Source organism: Nonomuraea bangladeshensis, from assembly GCF_039529455.1.
GTDB lineage: Bacteria > Actinomycetota > Actinomycetes > Streptosporangiales > Streptosporangiaceae > Nonomuraea > Nonomuraea bangladeshensis.
In genome coordinates, this window is sequence record NZ_BAAAMV010000018.1 from 1 (window position 1) to 22,512 (window position 22,512).

Below are 22,512 nucleotides of genomic sequence, written 5' to 3' on the forward strand. Positions count from 1 at the left end.
CAGACAGGTACAACGCGACGGCGTCCGCCTTGAACTCCGGCGGATACGACTTCATCGCCACGTGGAACTCCTTGTCTCCGGATTTCCATCATCCGGTACTCAAGGTGTCCACACTTCAGGGCGAAGGGCCCTGGTGGCGCTCGCCCTGAGCGCCGCGTGCTCGTGCACGCGCTTCACTGCCCGAACGGCTCCTGACCGGCCGCGCGCGCCTGCCACCAGGTGAGCCCGTTGCGGACGGCCAGCTCGTGCAGCGTGGCCAGGTGCCGGGTGGCGGCGTCGCGGTCGCCCGCGGCCGTGGCGAGCCGGGCCAGGAAGTGGTCCACGGGCCCCAGCGTGACCACCGCGGAGCTGACCGCGATGTAGCCGCTGTAGGGCAGCAGCTCGGCATAGGTCCTTCGGCAGGCCGCGACGTCGCCGACCGCCGCCTGCGCGGCGCCCCGCAGGCAGGTCATGGTCAGCCACGACCAGTCCCGCACCAGCGGCGACCAGCCGCCGGACACCAGCCCGCGCGCCTCCGCCACCCGGCCCTGCTGGCACAGCGCCAGGACCCGCAGGTCGCGGTCGAAGGACGGATGGATGCCGGCGACCGCGTCGATGAGCGGAGCGGCCCCGGCCAGCGTCCGCTGGTGGAAGTGCTGGATGAGCCGCCCGGCGGTCACCACCGCCTCGGCGTGCCACACACCAAGCTGGGCGCCCTGGCGCCCGGCCTCGCGGTACTGGGCCTCGGCGTCGTCGAACCGTCCCGCCAGGGCGAGCCTGTTGGCCCGCCACAACGTGTGCTGGAAACGGGGCCAGGGCAGCGGCAGCCGCTCCAGCATGGCGTCGCAGCGCCCGGCGGCCAGGTCCGCGCCCGCCACGTCGAACAGCTCCAGCCGGTGATGACTGTAGATCATGTACGCGAGCAGCTCGAACGCCGGCTCCTCGGCGCGCAGTGCCGTCTCCAGCAGCTCGCCGGCGAGCTCCAGCGGCTCGGTGGCGTGCGCCGCGAAGGCCGGCAGCGACAGGTACCGCGCGTTGAGCATCCGCAGCAGCAGGTGGTCGTCGCCCAGCCGGCGGGCCATCTCGACCGCCTCCAGTGACAGGGCGTCGCGGCGCGGGTCGTCCGTCGCGTCGTACAGCTCCTCCACCAGACCCCCGAGCAGGCGGGCCCGCTCCGGGCTGTCGGCACTCGGCAGCGCGCGCAGCGCCGCCTCGAAGCGGTGCACGAGCTGCAGGTCCACCGCCTCGTACGGGTCGCGCAACGTCCAGACGGCGGGCGCGTCGAGGGCGGTCAGCGCCCGGGTGGTCGCCTCGGGGCCCGCGCCGGCGCGGTCGGCGGCGCGGATGGCCGCGGTCCTGGCGTGCCGGGCGCCGATGGCGTCACCCGAGTCCAGCCGGGCCCTGACCTGCTTGAGCAGCAGCTCCAGATGGTCGAGCGGGTCGCCCGCGGACGCGCCGTGGGCGCTGATCGCCCGGTCCCACCACAGGGCTGCCTCCTCGTAGGCCAGACGCAGGCCGGCCTGCTCGGCCGCCGCCTTCGCCCAGTGCACCGCCTCGCCGTACGCCGCGGGGCCGGCCTCGACGGCGTGGTGGGCGATGACCGCCACGTCGGTGCCCGGCCGGGCGGACAGGGAGGCCATCACGGCGCGGTGGATCGCCGCCTTGCGCAGCGGCGGCAAGCCGTGCGCGAGGGTCTCGCGGACCAGGTCGTGGGCGAAGGCCATCCGCCCCCCGCGCGGCACGACCAGCCCGGCGCCGGCCGCCTGGTCCAGCAGGCCGGACGTCTCCGCCGTGCACTCCTCGGAGGCGTGGACCTCCGCGACGACCGCGGGGTCGAAGTCCCGGCCGATCACCGCCGCGATGCCGAGCACCGCCTCGACCTGCGGCCCGAGCGCGCCGACCCGCTGGCGGACCACCGCGGCCACGGCGCCGGGCACGGCGTCGATCGGGCGGCCTTCGGCCAGCAGGCGGACGCTCTCGCGGACGAAGAACGGGTTGCCGCCGGTGCGGTCGGTCAGCCGCTGGGCGGTGGGGTCGTCCACCTTCGCCCGCATGCTCGCCGCGATGGCCTGGACGGCGTCCACGCCGAGGCCGGGCAGGTGGATGTGGTGCAGGTCGTAGCGGACCAGGCGGGCCAGCAACTCGTCCACGGACGGGCCGTGCGCGCCGTCCCTGCCGTCCGCGGTGTCGCGGTACGCCGTCACGATCTTGAGCGGCGCGTTTCCCACCAGCATGATCACGTCGCGGAGCAGTTCGAGCGAGGCCGGGTCGGCCCAGTGCAGATCGTCCAGGACGACGATCACAGGCCGAATCCTCGCCGCCGCCACCAGCCAGTCGGCGACGGCCTGGTTGCGGCGCAGCAGCGCCGCGTCGGTGGAGCCGAACGGCTTCTCGTCGTCGAGGAGCCCGGCCAGCGCCGCCCGGTTCGACAGCGGATGGTGCTCGGCGAGCGTGCCCAGCACCTGCAGCCACGGCCACAGCGGGGGAGCGCCCCGCAGGTCGTGGCAGCCGCCCCGCAGCACGAGGTAGCCGAGGTCGGCGCAGTGCTCAGCGAACGCCTCCAGCAGGAACGTCTTGCCGATGCCCGGCTCGCCGGTCACCGTGGCGACCGCCACGCCACCGTCGTCGAGCAGCGCCTGCAGGGCCGCGAACTGCCGCTCCCGCCCGAGGACGGCCCGCCGTGGCGCGGACGGCGCCGCGGACGCCAGCACCGTCGCGGCTCGCATGGGATGCAGCGACTCCACCTGCCGCAGAATGTCATCTTCCAGATCGCGCAGCTCGGGGCCGGGATCGAGGCCGAGCTGGTCGGCCAGCAGTTCCTTGGCGCGGCGCAGCACGGCCAGCGCGTCCGCCTGGCGTCCCGTGCGGTAGAGCGCCAGGGCCAGCAGGCTCCACAGCCGCTCGCGCAGCGGATGGCCGAGCGTCTCGGCCTCCAGCTCGCTGATGACCGGCTGCGGGCGGCCGAGGTCCAGCAGCGCCTGGGCGCGCCGCTCGACGGCCAGCAGGCGTAACTCCCCCAGCCGGTTGACTTCCGTCAGGGCCCACGTCCGGTCGGCGAACTCCCCGTACGGCACGCCGCGCCAGAGCCGCAGCGCCCGGTCGAGCGAGGCGAGCCGCTCCTCGGGCGCGTGGAACTCCGAACGGCCGACCAGCTCCGCGAACTCGCGCGCGTCCACGTCGGCGCAGGCCAGCAGGTAGCCGGGCTGCCGAGCGACGAGCACCTGCGGCGGGGCGTTGCGGGGCCGCCCGGGCTCGATGGCCCGGCGTAAGTTCGAGACGTACGACTGCAGCGACGACACCGCGCTGGCCGGGGGCGAGCCGTCGTAGACGTCCTCGATGAGCGTGTCGGTGGAGACCACGGAGCCCTGTGCGACCAGCAGTCGGGCCAGCACCGCGCGCTGCCGCCGGCCGCGCAGTTCCACGAAGGTGTTGTGATCGTCGTACGCCTCAACCGAGCCGAGAACGCGAAATCTCACGTGCGCCGCCCCTCCATCGGCGCCAGTTTAGGCAGATGATCGGCGAGCGTTCCGGCCTGGCGGCGAGTGACCTTGTTCACAGCCGCGAGAACCGCGTGGGTGCCAGGCCGGGTGCCAGGTCACAAGCGGCGCTCTGCACGATGGGCGGCACGTAGACCGGACGTGATCCTGCGGGACCCGGCGACGCTGCCCGTACGGCTCCGGTCCTGGGCCGGGGACGCGGCTTTCACGATGCCCCGGCGGGCTCTGCGCCGGCCGGCCCGCAGCTCGTTCTCCACGACCGAGCGGTACGCCACGGGGTCCAGCAGCATCCCGGCCCGGCGGTCCGCCCCGAACATGCGCTCCGCCCGCGTCCGGTCCCGGATGAGCTGGCGGGCGATCTCGTGCTCGCCGGGCAGGGCGTAGCGTCCCGACAGCCTGGCCGCGACGAGGCGCGCCTGCCGTTCGAGGGTGGCGGGCGCGGCCCCGAGGACCTGCACCAGCCCGACGAACGCCAGGTCCGTCGCGGCCGGATGGAACACCCGCCGGAACAGATCCAGCCCGTCGCGCGGCGGTGCGATCGCCGGGTCCAGGAAGGGGAACGACGGGCGGTAGCCGGTGCACAGGATGACGGTGTCGTACGGCTCGACCGATCCGTCCGCGAACACGACCGCGTCCTCCTTGAATCCCTTGAGCGCCGGCCGCACCGCCAGGTCGCCGTGGGACAGCCGGGTCAGCAGGTCACTGGTGACCGTGACGGCGGCGTTGCCCAGCGGCCGGTCGGGCGCCGTGATCCCGTACCGTTCCTGCGGTCCCCTGGACAGGCGCACAGCGAGCCGCATCACCTTCCACCGCAGCCATCGCGGACGCGTGCGCACGGGGAAGGTGTCGAAGGGGCGGCCGAACAGGTGCTTGGGCACGATGTGCACGCCGCCGCGCACCGACACGGCGGTCCGGGCCGCCGTCCGCGAGACCTCGCAGGCGATGTCGGCGCCGCTCGCCCCGAGGCCGACGACGAGCACGTTGCGTCCGGCGAAGCGCTCGGGCGAGACGTAGTCGTGGGCGTGGAGCACCTCGCCCGCGAAGAAGTCCGGGATGTCCGGCATGACCGGCTGGCTGAAGTGACCGGCCGCGACCACGACCGACGCGTAGCGACGGCGCTCCCCGTCGGAGGTCTCCACGGTCCATTCGCCCGACGGCTCCCGCTTCAGCGAGGTGACCTCGGTGCGCAGGCGCACGCGGGACGACAGGCCGAAGTGCTCGGCGTACCGGACCAGGTAGCGGCCGATCTGCTCCCGGGAAGGGAACTCGGGGTAGTCCGGTGGGATCGGAAGACCGGACATCGCCATGAACTTCGCGGAGGAGTTGACGTGAAGTGCCCGGTAGGCGGGCCCGTCCTCCCGTTCGGGGTCCTGTGACCACAGGCCGCCGACATCGGGGCGCCGGTCGAAGCACTCCCAGGTGACGCCGGCGTCGTCGAGTGCCTTGGCCGCGGCGAGCCCGCCGATCCCGGCGCCGATGATCGCGACGGCCGGTGTGTGCTCGTGATTTCCGATCGGCATGATGCGTTCCATCCAGTTCGAGGTCCGTGCGGGTGATGGAGGCGGCACGCCCTTGGTGCAATCGCGCGGTCTGCCGTGCGTGCGCGTGCCGCGTGCGTGAAAGCGATCGGTCCGGACGCAGACAGCCTGAGCGGTCGCGCTCATGATTCGCTTGGCGCGCTTGGAGGACCTGGGAACGGATGGAAAAAGCCGGCCCGGGCGACAGGTGAGCGGGTCGGGCAGGCCGTCGGCGGCGCGCGCGCACTCCGGCCGTAGCCACGTCGCGCCCGCGCCGCCGGAGTGCGGAAGCGTCACCCGATGGCGTACGCCCGGGTGATGGTCTGGGTCACGCGGTCACCCGCCGCGTCCGTGACCTTGGCGCGCAGGGAGACGAACCCGGGGGCATCCGGGTTCGCGACCCGGGCCGTCCATCCGGAGCCGGCGCGGGTCAGCCGGACCGGCCGCCAGCGCGCCCCGTCGTCGAAGGACGCCTCGACCGTGATGGAGGTGGCGCGGGGTGCGGAGGCGCCGGGGTTGCGGTGGAGGCTCACCGGGATGACGGTCGTGGACCCGATCTTGGCGCGGTTGTGGTCGTCCAGGCCCTCGGGGGCGTAGCGGACGGCGGTCAGGGGCAGCGGCCGGGGCTCGGCCGTCCGCTCCGACCGGAACGTCCAGGCCGACTCGACCTTCGTGGACAGCGCCGACGGCCGCCGCGCCGACGCGGTCAGCGTGTAGGTCGCCGGCTCGGCGGGCAGGCGGACGTCCAGCCGGCAACTTTCCGTGTACGCGGGCTCGCAGGTCGCCAGATCGGTCTCGGCCAGTTTCTCCGCGCCGCGGGCCAGGGCGATGCTGCCGGTCATGTCGTAGTCGCCGCCCATCAGCCCGGCCCGCCCGTCGGCGAGGAGGCCGTCGACGTTGAAGTTCAGCCAGTCGCCGTCGCGGCTGCCCGCGGACCTGCCGAGAGCGGGGCCGGTCACGGCGGCGTTCCACAGCTCGGTGACGGGCCGTCGGCCGAGCACCTGACTCACGCCGGACACCCAGTGGGTGCCCGTCATGATGTCCGTCTCCCAGGCGAAGCCGGGAGTGCGGTAGTGCGTCATGGTGGACGGCAGATCCACCTCCGGGCTCTCGGACAGCCAGGCGCCCCCCTCCCAGGACCCGCCGGGGAGCACCGGCCCCACCATCACGTAGGCCGCGCCGGGCGCGCCGGGCGCCCGGTACGTCGCGCTCACCTTCACCAGGTCACGCGTGCGCGCCGCGTACGACAGATCGTCCGGAATCCCGCCGGTGTGGTGGGCGACCAGGTCGTAGCGGTACGGGCTCGGCGCCGCGTCCTTCTGGTGCCAGGTGCTCCCGGCCAGGTACGTCAGGCCGGGCTGGCGCACCGGGAGGGCGTAGACGTCGTCGCCGAAGCTGGACCAGCCCTGGCCGAACCAGCCGTTGGCCAGGGTGATCTGCTCGCTGCCGTCCTGGACGGCGGTCGGCTCGTCCACCGTGAACGTGATCTCCTTGCCCTGGCGCGCGTCCACCGTCACTTCCTGGTCCGCGCCGTCGATGGTCACGGGCCGATGCGCGGTCGTGGAATGGTCTGAGTCGTACACGTTGACGTAGAGGTTCCACTCGCCCTCGGGCACCCGTACGCGTGCGACGCCCTGGTCGTCGAACGAGAGCGTCCTCTGGGCGCCGGTCTTGAGCTGGTAGAGATACCCCATCGCGGCGCGGGGCGTCTGGCCGTTCCTCTCGATGGTCCTGACCGTCAGGGTGTGGGTCTCGGCCGCCACGGACGCGCCCGCGAGCGTGCGCACGACGGTGTCGCCCGACCTGGCGGTGACGATGCCGGGATAGTCCCCGGGCGCCTTGCCCTCCGCGCGGATCGTCAGCTCGACCGACGCCTCGGCCTTGGCGGGCACCTCCAGCCGCTCGGCCCCCAGCTCCAGCACCTCGCCGTCCGCGGCGAGGTCCAGGGTGAGCGGGGTGTCGCCGGAGTTGGCGTACGTGAGCGTCCTGGCCGCCACGCGCTCGCCGGCGCCGTCCCAAGGGAAGGAGGCCCAGACGTTGCCGGTCGTCGCGGCCACCGGCTGGGAGACCGCGCGGGCCACGTCCACGCGCCCGGCGCCCTCCTCGTAGACGGTGGCGCTCCCGTTGGGGGCGGCGCTGCCGATGAGGGCCGCCTTGAGACGCTGTCCGCTCCAGTCGGGATGGCGCTGGGCGAGGATCGCGGCGGCTCCCGCCACGTGGGGCGTGGCCATCGAGGTGCCGCTCATGGCGACGTACGGGGCGTCGGCGCCGCCGCCGGCGTTGGCGGCCCTGATGGCGACGCCGGGAGCGGTGAGGTCCGGCTTGACGGCGTGGTCGGCGAGGCGGGGGCCCCTGCTGGAGAAATCGGCCACCTTGTCGTCCCGGCCGACGGCGCCGACCGTGAGGGCGGCGTCGGCGCTGCCGGGGCTCAGGACCGAACCGGGCGTGGCGTCGTTGCCCGCGCCCACGACGAAGAGCGCGCCGGTACGCTCCGACAGCGTGTCGACCGCCTGCTCGACCGGGTCCACGTCGTCCGTGTCCGGACCGCCGATGCTCATGTTGATGACCTTGGCCTTGACCTCGGCCGCGGCCCACTCCATGCCGGCGATGACGTCGGACTCCTGCATCAGGAAGTCGCCGATCTTGCCGATGGCGAGTTTCGCGCCGGGCGCCACACCGCGCTGCTTCTCTCCCGCTCCCGCGACGATCGAGGCGACGTGCGTACCGTGCCCGTTCCTGTCGCGGACGTCGTCGCGACCGGTGAAGTCGCGGGCCTGCGTGACGACGTCCTTCAGGTCGGGGTGCGCAGGGTCGTAGCCGCTGTCGAGCACGGCGACCGTGACGCCCTCACCGGTGAGGCCCTGCTTCCACGCCTCGGTGGCGCCGATCTGCTCGACGCTCCGGTCGAGGGTGAAGGAGCGGTGGCCGTCCAGCCAGATCTTCGTCCGGCCGGCGGCCAGGGTCCGGACGCCGTCCGTGATGCCCTTCCAGGTCTCGGCGGCGTTCTTCTTGGGCACCTCCACGGCGGACATGCCGAGGGAGGACAGCCGCCGGTCCTGGCGGGCGCTCCGGAGCGCGGGCACATCGTCCTCGGCCGACCGCGTGATCAGCGGGATGTCGCTGCGCTTCGCGTCGCCGTACCCCCAGGCCAGGAGTTGTGTGACGTCGAACAGCCGCTCGTCCAGAACACCTCTGGCCACCAGCGGAAGGGCGTCGGACGGGTAGACGCGCAGACGGCCGTCGCGGTACTGGCTGCTGTAGTGCACCCGCCTGCCCGCTCCCGGCTCCACCCGGTGCCCGGCGGCGGTGACGACGACGCGGTCGCCGGTGATCAGCGTCACGGTGCCGGTCGGCCGGGTCGTCGCGCCTTCTCGCCTCGCGGGTCCTGGCGTCGCGGCGGCGGGTGCGGGGGCGGCCGTGACGCCGGCCGTCACGGCCAGGACGGCGGCCATCAGGCTTCTGCCTAACCTCATGCGTTTCCTTTCGGTTGAGCGGCAACGCATGGGCAAATGTCCGGATCAGGCGGGGTGTTACCTGGATTCCCGTGAAAGCTGGGCCTCTCGGAAAAATGGGCTTCATCGTGAAACAGGGCTGCTAAGCCGGACATCTGCTGAGTTGTGTCCAAACAACGGAGAGAAGGCGACATCGGGCCCCCGGCGCCGGAGCAACGCTTCGAGCAGCTCTACCTGGCGCACTATCCCGCCATCGCCGCCTATGTCGCGCGACGTACCGAGTTCACTGACGACATCGCCGACGTGATCGCCGAGACGTTCACGACCGCCTGGCGCCGGCTGGACGACGTTCCCGCGGGGAACGAGGCCCGGCTGTGGCTGTACGCCGTCGCCCGGCGGGTCCTCGCCAACCACTTCCGCGCCGAGGAACGCCGATCGGCGCTGGCCGCCCGGCTGCGCGAGGAACTGTCCACCTGGTCCAGGCCGGCGGCCGACCGTTACGACGAGGCCGCCCGCGAGGCGTTCGGACGCCTGACGCCCGACGACCGGGAACTGCTCGCCCTGGTCGGCTGGGAAGGGCTGGACAGCGCCGAGATCGCCAAGGTGCTCGGCTGCTCACGCGGAGCGGCCCGCCTGCGCCTGCACCGCGCCCGCAAGCGGCTGGCCAGGGAACTGGCGGCCGCCGACCTCGACCTGACCACCTACGGCCTGCGCGCCGTCGCACTCGCGGAGGGAAAATCATGAAGAACAGCGTGGACCGCGTGGTCGCCCACCTGTCTCCCGGTGACGGGCCCGGCATGACCGAGGCGGTCCACGGGCTCATGCGCGACATCATGGCCGCCGAACCCGCGTCCGGGGCCGTCGCGCCGGCAGGGCGGCGCACGCGCCGACCGTTGATCCTGCGCGCCGCGGTGCCGGGCGTGGCCGTGCTGGCCGCCGCGTTCCTCGCTCTGGGCTGGCTCCTGCCCGCCGGGCTCGGCCTCGGACCCGGGACGGCCGCGGCGCTGGACATCAAGAAGGAGGACGGGTACTACGTCATCGAGATCAAGGACCTGTACGCCGACGCCGGCACGTATCAGGCGCAGCTCCGTGACGCCGGGCTGAACGTGACCCTCAGGGTCATCCCCTCGACGCCGTCGTGGGTGGGCTCCATCTTCCCCACTTCACCCACCGAGAACCGGTACCTCGACGAGATCAAGACCATCGACCGGCCGGGGGACTGCGACAAGATGGGCGGCTGCCCCATCGGGGTGAAGATCCCGGAGAACTTCCAGGGGCCCGCCGACATCACCCTCGGACGCGAGGCCCGGCCCGGCGAGCCGTTCGAGAACGGCACCACGATCGACGGTCTGGGCGAGCCGCTGCACTGCGTGCCCTACATCGGCCGGACCGTGGCCGAGGTGCGCGGCATGTTGCAGGAGCGTGGCGTGACCATCCAGAGCTTCGAGGACCTGGACCCCGAGTCCGGCGGGACGAAGCAGTCGGTGCCGGACACGTGGCTGGTGGAGAACGGCTCCATGACGGAGCCGGGCAAGGCGACCCTGACCGTGTACGAGGGGTCCGAGCCGCAGGAGCCAGGAGGCCGCCGCGGCCAGAACTGCCCGACCTCCTAGACACGCGAGTTGACTCAGGAGGGCCGTTGCCCGCACGGGCGCCGGGCAGCGGCCCTTGTCGTGGAAAATGGTTGCGAGGTGGTCGCCCGCCGGTCAGGATCCGACTTCGTGGACGAGGATGAGTGGCCGTGGCGGGGCGAGCCGTGGCGTTTCTGCGGGGTGAACGGGTTCTACGGGCCGGAGCACCTGCTGGTGCGGGTGTTCCCCGGCAAGGGGCGGCGGGCGCTTGAGCGGCTGCTGTGGACGTTGGTGGGTGACGACTTCGTCCTGGGGGAGCTGGGCGAGGGATACCTGATCGTCCGGGGGAGTTGTGAGGGGCGGGTGCGGGCCGGGTTCGGGGTGTGGGGGCATCGGCTCGACGTACGGCGCTTGCCGCCGCCGCTCCCCGGTGACGAGGAGCCCGTGACGGGGCGGGGTGACGGGGCGGAGCGGGCGGTGGAGCGGCTGCTTGAGCGGTATCGGCGGCACGGGTATGCCCACTCGGCCGGATTACGGGACAGTCTCCTCGCCCAGGTGCGGTGGGCCGGCGAGGGCTCTCTGGAGCGGACCACTGTGGGGCTCATGCCGGGGATGCGGGAGTGCGAGGACGTGCTGGAGCCCCGGCGGTGGATGAAGCGGGAGTACCGGCGGAGGCGACGGTCGAAGGGCGCCAGGAGTCTCGCGTGAGCGGGGTGCCGGTGGAGGCGGTGGCGGCCGCGTACGGGCTGGGGGAGCCGGTCGGGGCCGCCGTGTACGCGGCGCGTGGCGAGCTGGGGCGCATCTGGCGGCTGGACACGCGGCGCGGCTCCTGGGCGGTCAAGGAGCTGCTGGTGCCGGTGCGGGAGGAGGACGCGCGGGCGGATGTGGCGTTCCAGATCGCGGCGGCCGAGGCGGGGGTGCGGTTGCCGCGGCCCGTTCTGACCGGCGGCGGGGACGTGGTGGCCGGCGGGCGGTGGCGGGTCTACGAGTGGGTGGATCTCGTGGAGGGGGCGCAGGTCACGGCGGCCGAGCTGGGGGCGGTCACGGCGGGATTGCACGACATCGGGCATCCGGCGGCGGGGCCGGTGGCGGCCTGGTTCGCCGAGCCGGTCGGGCGCGCCGGCTGGGAGGCCCTGGCGGACGCCGCGGCCGGTTCGAAAGGAGGGTGGCGGGAGGCGTTACGGGAGTCGGTGGGCGAGCTGGTCGCGCTGGACGAGCTGATCGTGCCGCCCGACCGGGCCGCCGTCGTCACCTGTCACCGTGACATCACCCCCGACAACATCCGCCGTGCCGCGCACGACGGCGGCATCGTGGTGCTGGACTGGGAGAACTGCGGGCCGGCGAGCCCGGCCTGGGAGCTGGCGAAGGTGCTCGCCGATCTGCCCGACGGGGCCGCGACGCCGGCGTACCGGGCGTACCGGGAGGCGGGCGGTCCCGGCCGGGTCACGGAGCCGGCCGACTTCTCGATGGCGATCGCCGAGCAGGGGCATCTGCTGGAGTTCTACGCCCGGCGGGCCATGAGCCCGCAGGAGAGCGAGGAGAACCGGACCCGGGCCGGGGCGCGGTTGCGGGCGATGCTCGCCCGTCCCCTCACCAGGGCCAGGGTCGAGCGCCTGGCCGGGGAGTGCGCGCGGGTCGACGTTCCCGCGCCTTGACCAGGCACGGACCTACAGGAACACATTTTGACCCCCAAATGGGGTAACCGGTACGGAATGCGGATCGAGGACTGGTTCCTGACCGAGGAGGAACGCGGCAACGGCGCGACCAAGCTCGGCCCGTGGACGACCGGCAACGACGTACGCCCGCTCGTCCACGGAGCCACCTACTTCGCCGAGCTGCGGTCCTGCCTGGAGCAGCTCGGCAAGGACGACCTGCTGCTGTTCGCCGACTGGCGCGGCGACCCCGACGAGCGCCTGACCGCCGGCGGGCCGACCGTGAGCGAGGCCATGGCCGCGGCCGCCCGGCGCGGCGCCCTCGTACGCGGCCTCATCTGGCGCTCCCACATGGACCTGCTGCGCTTCAGCTCGGCCGAGAACCGCAGACTCGGCAAGGAGATCGAGGACTCCGGCGGCCAGGCGCTGCTGGACACGCGGACCAAGCCGGGCGGCGCGCACCACCAGAAGTTCGTCATCCTGCGCCACGACGGCGACCCGACCAGGGACGTCGCCTTCGTCGGCGGCATCGACCTGTGCCACAGCCGCCGCGACGACGCCGACCACCTGGGGGACCCGCAGAGCTGTCCCATGCCCTCCGTGTACGGCCCCCGCCCGCCCTGGCACGACGTCCAGGTCGCCATCCACGGGCCGGCCGTCGCCGAGGTGGAGACGGTCTTCTGCGAACGCTGGGAGGACCCCGCCCCCGAGACCCGCGACCCGCTGCGCCGCCTGCGCGACCACGTCGGCCGGCTGGACGACGCCCCGCCGCTGCCGAAGCCGGGCCCGCCACCGCCGCCGGCGGGCCGGCACGCCGTGCAGTTGTTGCGTACGTATCCGGCCCGGCACGACCGCTACCCGTTCGCGCCGGACGGCGAGCGCAGCATCGCCCGCGCCTACCGCAAGGTGCTCGCCCGCGCCCGCTCCATCGTCTACCTGGAGGACCAGTACCTGTGGTCCACGGACGTCATCGAGCCGTTCGCGGAGGCGCTGGAGCGCGAGCAGGACCTGCGCATGATCGTCGTCGTGCCGCGCCACCCCGACCAGGACGGCCTGCTGGCCGGCCCCGCCAGCCTGATCGGCCGCGCGGACGCCCTGGCCCGGCTGCGGGCCGCAGGAGGCGACCGGGTCGCCGTCTACGACCTGGAGAACCACCAGGGCACCCCGATCTACGTGCACGCCAAGGTCTGCGTGGTGGACGACGTGTGGGCCACGATCGGCTCCGACAACGTGAACCTGCGCTCGTGGACGTACGACTCGGAGCTGAGCTGCGCGGTGCTGGACGAGCGGGAGGACCCGCGCCCGCCCTACGGCGCGCTGCGCTTCGCCCGCGACCTGCGGCTGACCCTCATGGCCGAGCACCTGGACCTGCCGGACGGCGAGCGGGACGAGCTGTGCGACCCGGCGGCCGCCTTCGCGGCGTTCGAGCGGGCCGCGTCCCGGCTGGAGGCGTGGCACCGGGGCGGCGAGGAGGGACCGCGCCCGCCGGGGCGGCTGCGCCCGCACCCGGCGCCCACGCTGTCGAGGCTGCAGAAGGCGCTGGCCATGCCCCTCTACCGGTTCGCGGTGGACCCGGACGGGCGGCCGGCCGACCTGCGGCGGTCGGGACGGTTCTGAGCTAGGGTGCGGCGGGTGAGCAGCGGACGTGGAGTGCTCGTGACCGGCGCGTCGCGGGGGATCGGGCGGGCCGTCGCGGCGGCCTTCGCCGGGCAGGGCGACCGGGTGGCGGTCCATCATCGCGACTCGGCGGCGGAGGCGCACGGGCTGCTGGAGGAGCTGCCCGGGGAGGGGCACGCCGTCGTCCGGGCCGACCTCGCCGATCCGGCCGGGGTCCGCGACATGGTGGACGCCGCCGCCGGCGCGCTCGGACGCATCGACGTGCTGGTCAACAACGCCGGGGTCTTCTTCCATCATCCCGTGACCGAGGTGTCGTACGAGGAGTGGCAGGACGCCTGGCGGCGCACCCTGGCGGTCAACCTGCTGGGGGCTGCCGACGTCACCTATTGCGCGATCCGCCACATGCCCGCCGGCGGCCGCATCGTCAACGTCTCCTCGCGCGGGGCCTACCGCGGCGAGCCCGACGGCCCGGCGTACGGCGCCGCCAAGGCGGGGCTCAACGCGCTCGGGCAGTCGCTGGCCGTCGCGCTCGCGCCGCACGGGATCGCGGTCGCCTCGGTGGCGCCGGGGTTCGTGGAGACCGACATGACCAACGAGCATCTCAAGGCGCCGCGCGGCGACGCCATCCGGGCGCAGAGCCCGTTCGGGCGGGTGGCGCGGGCGGAGGAGGTCGCGGCGGCCGTCGTCTTCCTGGCCTCGCCGCAGGCCGAGTGGGCGAGCGGCGCGGTGCTCGACCTGAACGGGGCCTCCTACCTCCGCTGACGGCCTTCCGGCGGCCCCGAGAAGGCGCGGTATCGCCGCGGATTGTCGGAAGTGGCGGCTATTGTGGCATCCAGGGCACTGCGGGTACTCGCTTCGGAGGGGACGGCGTGGCCAGAGGATGGGGTTGGGCGCTGGCGTCGCTCGTCGCGTCCGTCGGGGTCCTGCTGACCGGTTTCACCCTCTTTGTCGAGTTAGGCCCGATCGCCGCGGTCATCGTGGTGCTGCTCGCCCCCATCATCCTGTGCGGCTTCGTCGTGGCCCACGACGTGCTCCGCCACCGCGCCCTCAGCCAGGAGGAGGCGCTGCGGCTGGACCGCGAGCGCGAGCACGTCCGGCGCACCGTCGACCTGGTGCTCGACCCCGAGCTGAGCGCCGAGCAACGGCTCGCCGTGCTCGACTGCCACATCCCCCGGCTGGGCCGCGACCCCCGCGCCTCGCCGCTGCGCGAGCGGTTCGTGGCCGTCGCAGAGCTCTCCCCTCCGGGCCGCGCCCTGCTGGAACGTGCCCGCCGCGCCGTCAACATCGTCCAGCGGTCGGAGGCCATGCGCCGCCACCTGCTCGACGTCGTGGCCAACGAGGTGCTGCTGCCCCGGCAGGTCTGGGAGATCGCCCGCCTGCTGCGCGTCCAGCACGAGCTCCAGCACGAGCAGGACACCGCCCGCCACGGCCTGGTCACCGACGAGCTGCGGGCCGTGCTCGACCCGCAGCAGGAGGCGCTCGACCGCTCCCTGGCCGCCGTCACCGCCCGCGTCGAGGGCCTGGAGCGGTACGCCCGCCGCGTCCAGGAGGCCGACGCCGCCCTGCGCGCCCGCGAGGCGCTGGACAACAACCACAAGTACCGCGCGCTGCTGGCCGCCACCGACGACGCCGAGGGCATGGCCGCGCTGACCGCGCACGGCGACGCGCTGGAGGAGACGCTGGCGCGCAGCGTCCGCGAGGCCATCGAGGCCGGCCAGACCCTGGCCCTCTGAGCCGCAGGGGTTCACCCGGCGCTGATCAAGCTGCAAGAACTTCGCAAGCGGCCCCTTTTACGCTCGACGCCCCCGGTGGCCACGGGGAGTCAAACCGGCCGCCGGGCTGTATCTGACGCCCTCGGGGACGCTCTGAACTCTTCGAGGCGAGGGACCAGCGAACGGGAGACACCCCCCATGCCCGAGACCCGGATGACCGCGGACGACGTGCTCCGCATCGCCGCCTACCAGGACAGGAGCCCGGCGCTCGAGGCGATGGTCATCGCCTACGCCTACCACCGGCTCGCGGGGGACCTTTCCGAATATCTCGGCCAGGCGTGCAACAACTGGTACTGCTACGCCACCTGGACCTCCAAGGCGGTGGGCGAGAGCCTCGACCTCACGCCCGACTCCCCCTTCATCGAGGACTTCGGGCGCCGCCTGCGGGTGCCGCGCCGCCTGCGCCGCCTCTTCCGCGCCACGCTGCTCACCCTGCTCGGCCCCAGCTACCAGCTCGGCCTCGCGCTGGCCAACCGGGCGATCTTCCTGGAGACCGCCAGCCTCGCCGTCAACCTCTGGCGGGACGACACCCCCGACGGGTTCCTCAAGGTCAGCCCCGAGTCCGCGCTGACGCCGTCGCCGCCGGAGTTCCTGGCCGCGCTGCTGGAGCCGGCCGACCCGCGCTACCTGCGCGACGCCGCCCAGCTCCTGCTGGAGGCCAGGGAGGCGAGCGACCCCGAGGTACGCGCCGAGCTGATGTTCGGCGCCAACGTCGCGCTGTCGGCGTACGAGCAGAAACGCGCGCAGAAGGCCCTGGAGCTGGTGCTCTACCGGCCGGTCCGGTGGCTGACCCGGGGATCGTGGCGCTCGCTGCGCGCGCTCGTGACCCGGCGCCCGTACGCCCCCTTCCCCCTCTACTCCGCCCGCCACGAGGACCAGCCCTGGCTGACCCGCAGGCTGGAGGAGCTGTGGGCGGGGCTCTACACCCGCCACCTGTTCGCCGTGCGCACCCCGCTCAGCGACATCAGGGTGGGCCGCCCGCTGACCGCCCCCGAAGGCGTCGACCTGGACCGGGCGTGGGCGCCGATCCAGGACGAACGGGTGCGCAAGCTCGCCGAGGAGTTCATCACCGAGGACCGCGAGGCGTCCACGGCCGGGGTGACGAACTGGGTGTCCTACCCCGACCGCATGCGCTTCATCGTCAGCTATTTCCGCGTCTACCAGACGGTTGCCGCCCTCTATGGGGTGCCCTTCGACCAGAGGATCGCCGACGGCCTCGCCGAGGAGATGCGGCGCGGCCTGGTGCCCGACGCGATCGGCGAGATGTTCGACCGCGACCCCGGCCTGCCCGGCATCCGGCGCAGGCTCTACCGCTACCCGGCCGAGAGCGACCCCGACGCCTTCGAGATGGCCACCTTCGACCTCGAGCCGTTCCTGGAGGCGATCCCGTTCGACCGGAGCGCCACGTAGATGAGCGGCCGGGTGGATCAATCGAGGAAGTCCCTGGTGATCTCGCGGGCCTGGAGCATCCCGCGCAGCTTCGCGAAACAGCGGGCACGGGTGGGCCCGATGCTCCCGACCGGCCTGCCCAGCCTGCGCGCCACGTCCACGTAATGCGGCTCGGAGGTCTCCGTGAGCGCCCTGAACAGCACCCGCTGTGCGTCCGGCAGCCCCTCGACCAGCTCTTCGAGGGTCCCGGCGAGCCAGATCCTGGCCAGCTCCCTGTCCACGTCGTCGGTGCTGCCGACCGTGTCGAGGTCGGGGGTGCAGATCTCGCGCGTCCTCTTGGTCAGCTTGAGGCACTCGCGGAAGGCGATCGTGGCCAGCCAGCCGGCCATGCGCTGGCCGTCGGCGACGCTCTTGAGGTTCTGCCAGGCCAGCAGCCAGGTCGTCTGCAGCACGTCCTGGGCGTCCTCGTGGCCGAGCCTGAAGCGGCGGATGCGCGCCTTCAGCATCGGCGTGAACTCCTCGACCAGCCGTTCCCAGGCGCCGGCGTCGCCCTGCTGCGCGGCCGCCACCAGAGCGCCCGTGTCGAGGCGGTCGACGGTCTCCAACTGCATGTTCCACTCCTCGCCGGCACGGCTACTCGGGGGGCCTCTTCCGACCGGCCCTCTCACGGTCCGCCTGAAGATCCGCGGCGTCTGTCGCGCTTGTGACAGTCCGGATGTGTTCCTCGTCACATTCGCGATGTGGAAGAGACCGCTTACCGGTTACTGCCGGGCCGCCGATTGCGGCCTAGAGTTCTGGCATGAACGGGTTCAGCGGGCCCTCGCGGGACGGTCAGCAGCTCGCCGCCGCGCTGGCGGAGATCCCGTTGTTCCGCGTACTCGGAGAGGACGGCGTCAGGAGCGCCCTGCGGGCCGGGCTGGCCCGCCGCTACCGGTCGGGGCAGATCATCTTCCACCAGGGGGACCCGGGGGAGTCCCTCTACGCGATGCTGGACGGCCTGGTCAAGGTGGTGTTCACCACCGAGCACGGCGACGAGATCGTGCTCAACATGCTGAGCAGGGGCGACACCTTCGGCGAGCTGGCGCTGCTCGACGGCTCGCCGCGCTCGGCGTCGATCGTCACCGTGCGCCCCTCATGGGTGTTCGCGCTGCCCAGGGCGCGACTGCTGGAGCTGATGCGCGAGCATCCCGCGCTGGCGGACGAGTTCCTGCACCTGCTCGGCCACCTCGTCCGCCGGCTCACCGGGCAGGCGGCCGACCTGGCCTTCCTCGACCTCGGCGGCAGGCTGGCCAAGCTCCTGCTGGAGCTCGCCGGCAAGCACGGCACGGCGGACGCCGTGGTGGACCTGCCCGGCCTGACGCAGTCGGACCTGGCCGCGCTCATCGGCGCGACCAGGCCGGCGGTCAACCGGGCGCTGCAGTCGCTCGTGTCACGGGGGCTCATCGCCATCGAGGGCCGCACGATCACGCTGCTGGACGTCGCCGCACTGCGCAGGCGGGGCGGCCTCTGACCGAATCTGGAGTACGGGGACCATGAACCGACGCGAGGATGCCCACGATCGCTGGCCGGAGGAGAGGTTCCGGCAGCTCAGGCAGATGGCCGACCCCGAGATGGACGAGGTCGTCGCCCGCCACCTCAAGGAGCGCGACGACGGCCTCGGCCCGCTGGAGCTGGTGAAGGCCGTGGTCAAGGAGCTGGGGGAGGCCAAGAAGGAGGCCAGGCAGCCCTCGGGCGCGCCGCCCGCCTCCGAGATCTTCGACGCCCTCGACTTCGCCGCCGACCTGCCCGAATGGGGCCGCGACGCCGAGCTGCTGGCCAAGGGCCAGGCGGTGTTCGCCGACTACGGGCTCTACCAGTCGGCCGCATTGTTCTGCAAGTGCCTGCCGATGGCGTACGTCGAGGTCTCCAGCGCCCGCGTGCTGGCCGGGGTCTCGCAGCTCGCCACGCACGGCCTCACCCGCCGCGTCGCCGAGACAGGGCAGATGCTGGTGGACGTCATGGGGCTCAAGGCCACCGACAGCCTGCTGCCCGGCGGCCCCGGCCACACCACGGCGTTCGGGCTGCGCATCCTGCACGCGTTCGTGCGCGCCCTGGTCGACGAGCGCTACGGCGACCACTGGGACACCGAGCGGTTCGGCCCGCCCGTCAACCAGGAGCTGCTGCTGGCCACCCTGTTCGACTTCACGGTGGTCACCTGGGAGGCGCTGGAGACGATGGGCGTGACGCTGACCGACGAGCAGCGCGAGGCCCACCTCTACACCTGGAGCGTCTTCGGCCACCTCATGGGCGTGGAGGCGTGCCGCGACCGGCCGCTCACCCTCGACGACGTCGCCCCAGTCAGCGAGCGCATGGGCCGCCTGTACGAGTCCAGCCCCGAGGGCCGGCTGCTCATGTCCATGCTGCTGGCCGAGATGGAGGAGTTCATGCACCTCGGCTGGCGCAAGCTGCCGCGCAGCCTGGTGCACTGGGTCTTCCGCGACGCCCGTCACGGCGCCGACCGGGTGCCCGAGCTGCTGGAGGTGCCGCCGCCCGCGTGGTGGTTCACCGCGCTGTTCGCCCTGGCCAAGGCGGCGCACCGGCGGCCGTGGCTGGGCCGCGCGGTCGACCGCGTGGTGCGCGGGCTGGTGCGCAGGGTGGGCCGGCACCTCGTGGTCGCCCTGGTCGACCGCCACTCCGACGGGCAGGCCGCCTTCCGCATCCCGCCCGAGCTGGCCGGCGCCTGGCGGATCAGGCAGACGAAGACCGCGGTCAAATCACGTGAGATCCGGCGCGCCGTCCGTAAGAATGTCCGCAAGACTGTCCGCAGAAGTGTGCGCAAGACCGAACGAGCGCCCGCGCAGGGGCGAAAGGGGCTGCGCGCGTGAGTGTCCCGCACGAACCAGGCACCCTCACCACGGCGACGATCCTGTTCACCGACGTGGTGAGCTCGACCGCGCTGCGCGTCAGGCTGGGCGAGGAACGCGCCAACGACGTCTTCCGCCGCCTCCGCCGGCTCCTCGGCTCGGTGGCGCAGGCCAACGGCGCCACCTTCACCAAGAGCCTCGGCGACGGCCTCATGGCCGTCTTCGAGTCGGCGACCGCCGGCCTCGACGCGATCATCGCCGTCGAGCAGGCGGTCGCCGACGAGAACGAGCGCGCCATGGAGAAGATCTCCATCAAGGCGGCGCTCGCCGCCGGCGACGTCTGCTGGGGCCATGACGACGTGTCCGGGCTGCCCACGGTGGAGGCGGCGCGGCTGGTCGCGATCGCCGAAGGCGGTCAGGTGCTCTGCACCGACCTGGTGCGCCGCCTGGCCCAGGGCCGCAGCCGGCACGAGTTCAAGGACCTCGGCCGGATGTCCGGCAAGGGCCTGCGCGAGCCGATGCACACCTACGAGCTGCACTGGCAGAACGCCGACCACCACCAGAGCGGCGCGCTGCCGACCTGGCTGTCCGGCGAGCGGGAGCTGACCTTCGTCGGCCGGGGCGAGGAGCTGCGGGCGCTGGAGTCCGAGCTCGCGGCGGCCGAGTTCGGCAGCGGGCTGGTGATCCTCCAGGGCGAGCCGGGGGTGGGCAAGACCCGGCTGGCCTCGATGGCGGCGCGGCAGGCGCTCAAACGGCAGTTCACCGTGCTGGCCGGGCGGTGCACCGATCCGGCGCGGCAGGCGTACGAGCCGATCGCCGGAGCCGTCGAGCGGCTGGCCCGCACCTCGCCCGCGCTGCTGTTGCGGGCCGGGATCGACCAGCAGTGCGGCCAGCTCGTCCGGCTGGCGCCGTCGCTCGCCGCGCCGCCGCTGTCGCTGGAGGTGCCGCCCGCCACCGAGCCGGTCTCCGAGCGCTACCACCTGATGGCCGCCGCGCGCACCCTGATCGAACGGCTCACCACCGTGCGCCCGGTGCTGCTCGTCATCGACGACCTGCAGTGGGCGACGCTGGAGTCGCTGCAGATGCTCAACGCCCTCATGTACGACGCCGACGCCCTGCCGCTGCTCATCCTGGCCACGTCCCGGCCTGCGCCGGTCGAGACGGCCATGCCCGAGCTGCTCAAGCTGGCCGCCGACGGCCGCGTGCTGCAGGTCGCCTCGTTCGGCCTGGAGGAGGTCGCCGGCGTGCTGGCCGAGGTGCGCCCCGGCGCCGACGCCGAGTTGCTGCACCGCGTCACCGGCGGAAACGCCTTCCTCGTCAGCGAGATGGCCCGCGAGCTGACCGCCGGCAAGGAGCTCGACGCGCTCGGCGTGCCCGACTCCGTCACCCGCATGGTGCGGGCCCGCCTGGCGCAGCTCCACACCGACGCCCGCGACCTGGTCAGCATGCTGGCCGTGGGCGAGCACATGGAGTCGGCCGAGCTGCGCGCCGCCCTCGGCCTGGACGAGGCCCGCTTCGTCGCTGCGGCCGAGGAGGCGCTGGGCGCCGGCCTGGTCGCCATGTCCGCCCGCGGCGCGTGCAGCTTCCCGCACGAGCTGACCAGGAACGCCCTCTACGCCACGCTCTCGCCGCCGCGCGCCGGGCTGCTGCACGGCAAGGTCGCCGACGCGCTGTGCCAGGCCGATCCGCGGGCCATGGAGACGCGCCCGTACGTCGTGGCGCGGCACCTGATGGCCGCCGCCGAGCACGGCCGCGACCCGGCCAGGGTGAGCGCGGCGGCCGAGGCCGGGGTCCTCGCCGCCGGGCACGCGCTGAAGGGCCTCGCCCACGACGAGGCCGTCACCTGGTACCGCCGGGTGCTCGACCTGCTCGACGACACCCCGGGCACGTCCCCGGAGCGCCGCGCCGAGCTGCTGGTCGGCTGCGGGCGGGCGATGTGGCTGGCCGGGCACCCGGAGGCGCGGGCCACCCTCGGCCAGGCCGCCGACCTCGCGCTGGAGTGCGGCCGCGGCGACCTCGTCGTCACCGCGGCGCTCGGCGGCGTCGCCTTCTCCGGCATCAACGCCGCCCTCGACCGGCAGCGCATCGCGCTGCTGGAGGAGGCGCGCAGGCAGGTCGACTCGACCGACGTCAGCACCCGCGCGCTGCTGGCCGCCAACCTGGCCGCCGAGCTGATCTGGGCCCCCGACGGGGAGCGGCGCTTCGCGCTCAGCGACGAGGCGGTGGCGCTGGCCCGCAAGTCGGGCGACCCGCGCACCCTCGCGCTGGTGCTGGGCCTGCGCAGCCTCACCATCATCCCGGCCGACCCGCTGCACCAGCGCCACCGCGACGGCGACGAGATGCTGGAGGCGGCCCGCCGCACCGGCGACGACCTCGCGCTGTTCCACGCCTACGTCCAGCGCACCCCGCCGGTCCTCGACAGCGGCGACGCCGCCCGCGCCGCCACCCTGCTCGACCGTGCCGAGGAGCTGGCCCACCGGCTGGCGCAGCCGCACCTGCACTGGCTGGTCGGCTACTCCAGGGCCGGGCTGACCCTCATGCAGGGCGACCTGGCGCAGGCCGAGGCCGAGGCCGAGGCGGCGCTGCGGCTCGGCTCGCAGATCGGCCGCCGCCTGGAGGCCGTGGCCATCTACGCCGAGCAGATCGCCGAGATCCGCCGGCTCCAGGGCCGGCTGTGGGAGCTGCGCGACCGGCTGCGCCGCGCCGCCCAGGCGCCCCGCGCGGACCCCGTGCACGCGGTGCTGCGCTATCTGAGCGAGCTGGACGACGAGGAGGCCGGGCCGCTGCTGGAGCGCATCCTCGCCGACGGGGGCGCGGTCCCGCCGCGCAACATGGCGCACCGCCCCGCGCTCGACAACCTGACCGTGGCCGCCGGCCGGCTCGGCCGTCCCGACCTGGCCGCGCGGCTCTACGACGCGCTGTCCGGCGAGGGCGACACGTTCGGCCACTCGACGGTGGCCCACCACTGCGGCCACCACTACCTGGCCCACCTGTCCGTGATCATGGGCGAGCCGCGGCGGGCGGCCGAGCACTTCGAGGCCGCCGCCGAGGTGCACGAGCGGCGTGAGGTGCCGCTCATGCTCGCCGAGTCGCTGCTGGACTGGGCCGACCTGCTGGACGGCGGCCAGGTGAGCGGGCCCAGACCGGCCGACCTGCGCCGGTGGTGCTCCTCGCTGCTGGCCGGACGGGGCGCGCTGCTCCTGGACCGCCGTCTTCGCTGACT

The 22,512-nt window shown here is 73.4% G+C and carries 15 protein-coding genes; 11 read left to right on the forward strand and 4 right to left on the reverse strand.

Going from position 1 to position 22,512, the window contains the following annotated elements; translation table 11 throughout:
• Positions 1-173: 173 nt before the first annotated feature.
• From ABD292_RS43770 to ABD292_RS43780, 3 genes are all read right to left on the reverse strand, one after another.
• Positions 174-3,455 (reverse strand): ATP-binding protein, encoded by a 3,282-nt coding sequence (locus ABD292_RS43770; protein WP_344218382.1) that lies wholly within the window; start codon positions 3,453-3,455, stop codon positions 174-176.
• A gap of 119 nt (positions 3,456-3,574) precedes the next feature.
• Entirely contained in the window at positions 3,575-4,996 is a 1,422-nt protein-coding gene (locus ABD292_RS43775; RefSeq protein WP_344218384.1) for a flavin-containing monooxygenase, read from the reverse strand.
• A 290-nt stretch (positions 4,997-5,286) separates the two neighbouring features.
• Positions 5,287-8,466, reverse strand: coding sequence for a S8 family serine peptidase (locus tag ABD292_RS43780; protein WP_344218386.1), 3,180 nt, complete (start codon positions 8,464-8,466; stop codon positions 5,287-5,289).
• A 144-nt stretch (positions 8,467-8,610) separates the two neighbouring features.
• On the opposite strand from ABD292_RS43780, the gene ABD292_RS43785 reads away from it, so the two are divergent.
• From ABD292_RS43785 to ABD292_RS43820, 8 genes are all read left to right on the forward strand, one after another.
• Complete coding sequence (locus ABD292_RS43785; protein WP_344218388.1) at positions 8,611-9,189, forward strand: RNA polymerase sigma factor; 579 nt, start codon at positions 8,611-8,613, stop codon at positions 9,187-9,189.
• On the forward strand, positions 9,186-10,058 hold the full coding sequence (locus ABD292_RS43790; protein WP_344218390.1) for a hypothetical protein: 873 nt from the start codon (positions 9,186-9,188) through the stop codon (positions 10,056-10,058). Before ABD292_RS43785 ends, ABD292_RS43790 begins: the two co-directional genes overlap by 4 nt.
• A gap of 108 nt (positions 10,059-10,166) precedes the next feature.
• Positions 10,167-10,724, forward strand: coding sequence for a hypothetical protein (locus ABD292_RS43795; protein WP_344218392.1), 558 nt, complete (start codon positions 10,167-10,169; stop codon positions 10,722-10,724).
• A complete protein-coding gene (locus ABD292_RS43800; protein ID WP_344218394.1) occupies positions 10,721-11,671 on the forward strand; it encodes a phosphotransferase enzyme family protein in 951 nt (316 codons plus the stop codon). Before ABD292_RS43795 ends, ABD292_RS43800 begins: the two co-directional genes overlap by 4 nt.
• Before the next feature lie 57 nt (positions 11,672-11,728).
• Complete coding sequence (locus ABD292_RS43805; protein ID WP_344218396.1) at positions 11,729-13,285, forward strand: phospholipase D family protein; 1,557 nt, start codon at positions 11,729-11,731, stop codon at positions 13,283-13,285.
• Between the two features lie 15 nt (positions 13,286-13,300).
• Positions 13,301-14,047 (forward strand): SDR family NAD(P)-dependent oxidoreductase, encoded by a 747-nt coding sequence (locus tag ABD292_RS43810; protein ID WP_344218397.1) that lies wholly within the window; start codon positions 13,301-13,303, stop codon positions 14,045-14,047.
• 107 nt (positions 14,048-14,154) lie between these two features.
• Positions 14,155-15,018, forward strand: coding sequence for a hypothetical protein (locus ABD292_RS43815; protein WP_344218399.1), 864 nt, complete (start codon positions 14,155-14,157; stop codon positions 15,016-15,018).
• A 177-nt stretch (positions 15,019-15,195) separates the two neighbouring features.
• Positions 15,196-16,467 carry a hypothetical protein gene (locus tag ABD292_RS43820; protein ID WP_344218401.1) on the forward strand — a complete coding sequence of 424 codons (1,272 nt, stop codon included), beginning with the start codon at positions 15,196-15,198 and terminating at the stop codon, positions 16,465-16,467.
• A 17-nt stretch (positions 16,468-16,484) separates the two neighbouring features.
• Here the strand turns inward: ABD292_RS43820 and ABD292_RS43825 are convergent, their stop codons facing one another.
• Positions 16,485-17,057, reverse strand: coding sequence for an RNA polymerase sigma factor (locus tag ABD292_RS43825; protein WP_344218403.1), 573 nt, complete (start codon positions 17,055-17,057; stop codon positions 16,485-16,487).
• Between the two features lie 188 nt (positions 17,058-17,245).
• Here ABD292_RS43825 and ABD292_RS43830 point away from each other — a divergent pair, with 188 nt between their 5' ends.
• Genes ABD292_RS43830 through ABD292_RS43840 form a run of 3 tightly spaced genes read left to right on the forward strand, consistent with a single transcriptional unit; the run spans position 17,246 to position 22,510 of the window.
• Positions 17,246-17,956: a Crp/Fnr family transcriptional regulator gene (locus tag ABD292_RS43830; RefSeq protein ID WP_344218405.1), complete on the forward strand. Its 711-nt coding sequence runs from the start codon at positions 17,246-17,248 to the stop codon at positions 17,954-17,956.
• Between the two features lie 22 nt (positions 17,957-17,978).
• Positions 17,979-19,310, forward strand: coding sequence for an oxygenase MpaB family protein (locus ABD292_RS43835; RefSeq protein WP_344218407.1), 1,332 nt, complete (start codon positions 17,979-17,981; stop codon positions 19,308-19,310).
• Entirely contained in the window at positions 19,307-22,510 is a 3,204-nt protein-coding gene (locus ABD292_RS43840; protein WP_344218409.1) for an ATP-binding protein, read from the forward strand. The genes ABD292_RS43835 and ABD292_RS43840 overlap by 4 nt, the downstream gene beginning before the upstream one ends.
• Positions 22,511-22,512: the final 2 nt, after the last annotated feature.

Excerpts from the sequence above, each read along its gene's own strand:
- ABD292_RS43775 (WP_344218384.1), bottom strand. The coding sequence starts at position 4,996 with ATGCCGATCGGAAATCACGAGCACACACCGGCCGTCGCGATCATCGGC.
- ABD292_RS43805 (WP_344218396.1), top strand. The coding sequence starts at position 11,729 with ATGCGGATCGAGGACTGGTTCCTGACCGAGGAGGAACGCGGCAACGGC.
- ABD292_RS43835 (WP_344218407.1), top strand. The coding sequence starts at position 17,979 with ATGAACCGACGCGAGGATGCCCACGATCGCTGGCCGGAGGAGAGGTTC.
- ABD292_RS43790 (WP_344218390.1), top strand. The coding sequence starts at position 9,186 with ATGAAGAACAGCGTGGACCGCGTGGTCGCCCACCTGTCTCCCGGTGAC.
- ABD292_RS43780 (WP_344218386.1), bottom strand. The coding sequence starts at position 8,466 with ATGAGGTTAGGCAGAAGCCTGATGGCCGCCGTCCTGGCCGTGACGGCC.
- ABD292_RS43830 (WP_344218405.1), top strand. The coding sequence starts at position 17,246 with ATGAACGGGTTCAGCGGGCCCTCGCGGGACGGTCAGCAGCTCGCCGCC.
- ABD292_RS43825 (WP_344218403.1), bottom strand. The coding sequence starts at position 17,057 with ATGCAGTTGGAGACCGTCGACCGCCTCGACACGGGCGCTCTGGTGGCG.
- ABD292_RS43820 (WP_344218401.1), top strand. The coding sequence starts at position 15,196 with ATGCCCGAGACCCGGATGACCGCGGACGACGTGCTCCGCATCGCCGCC.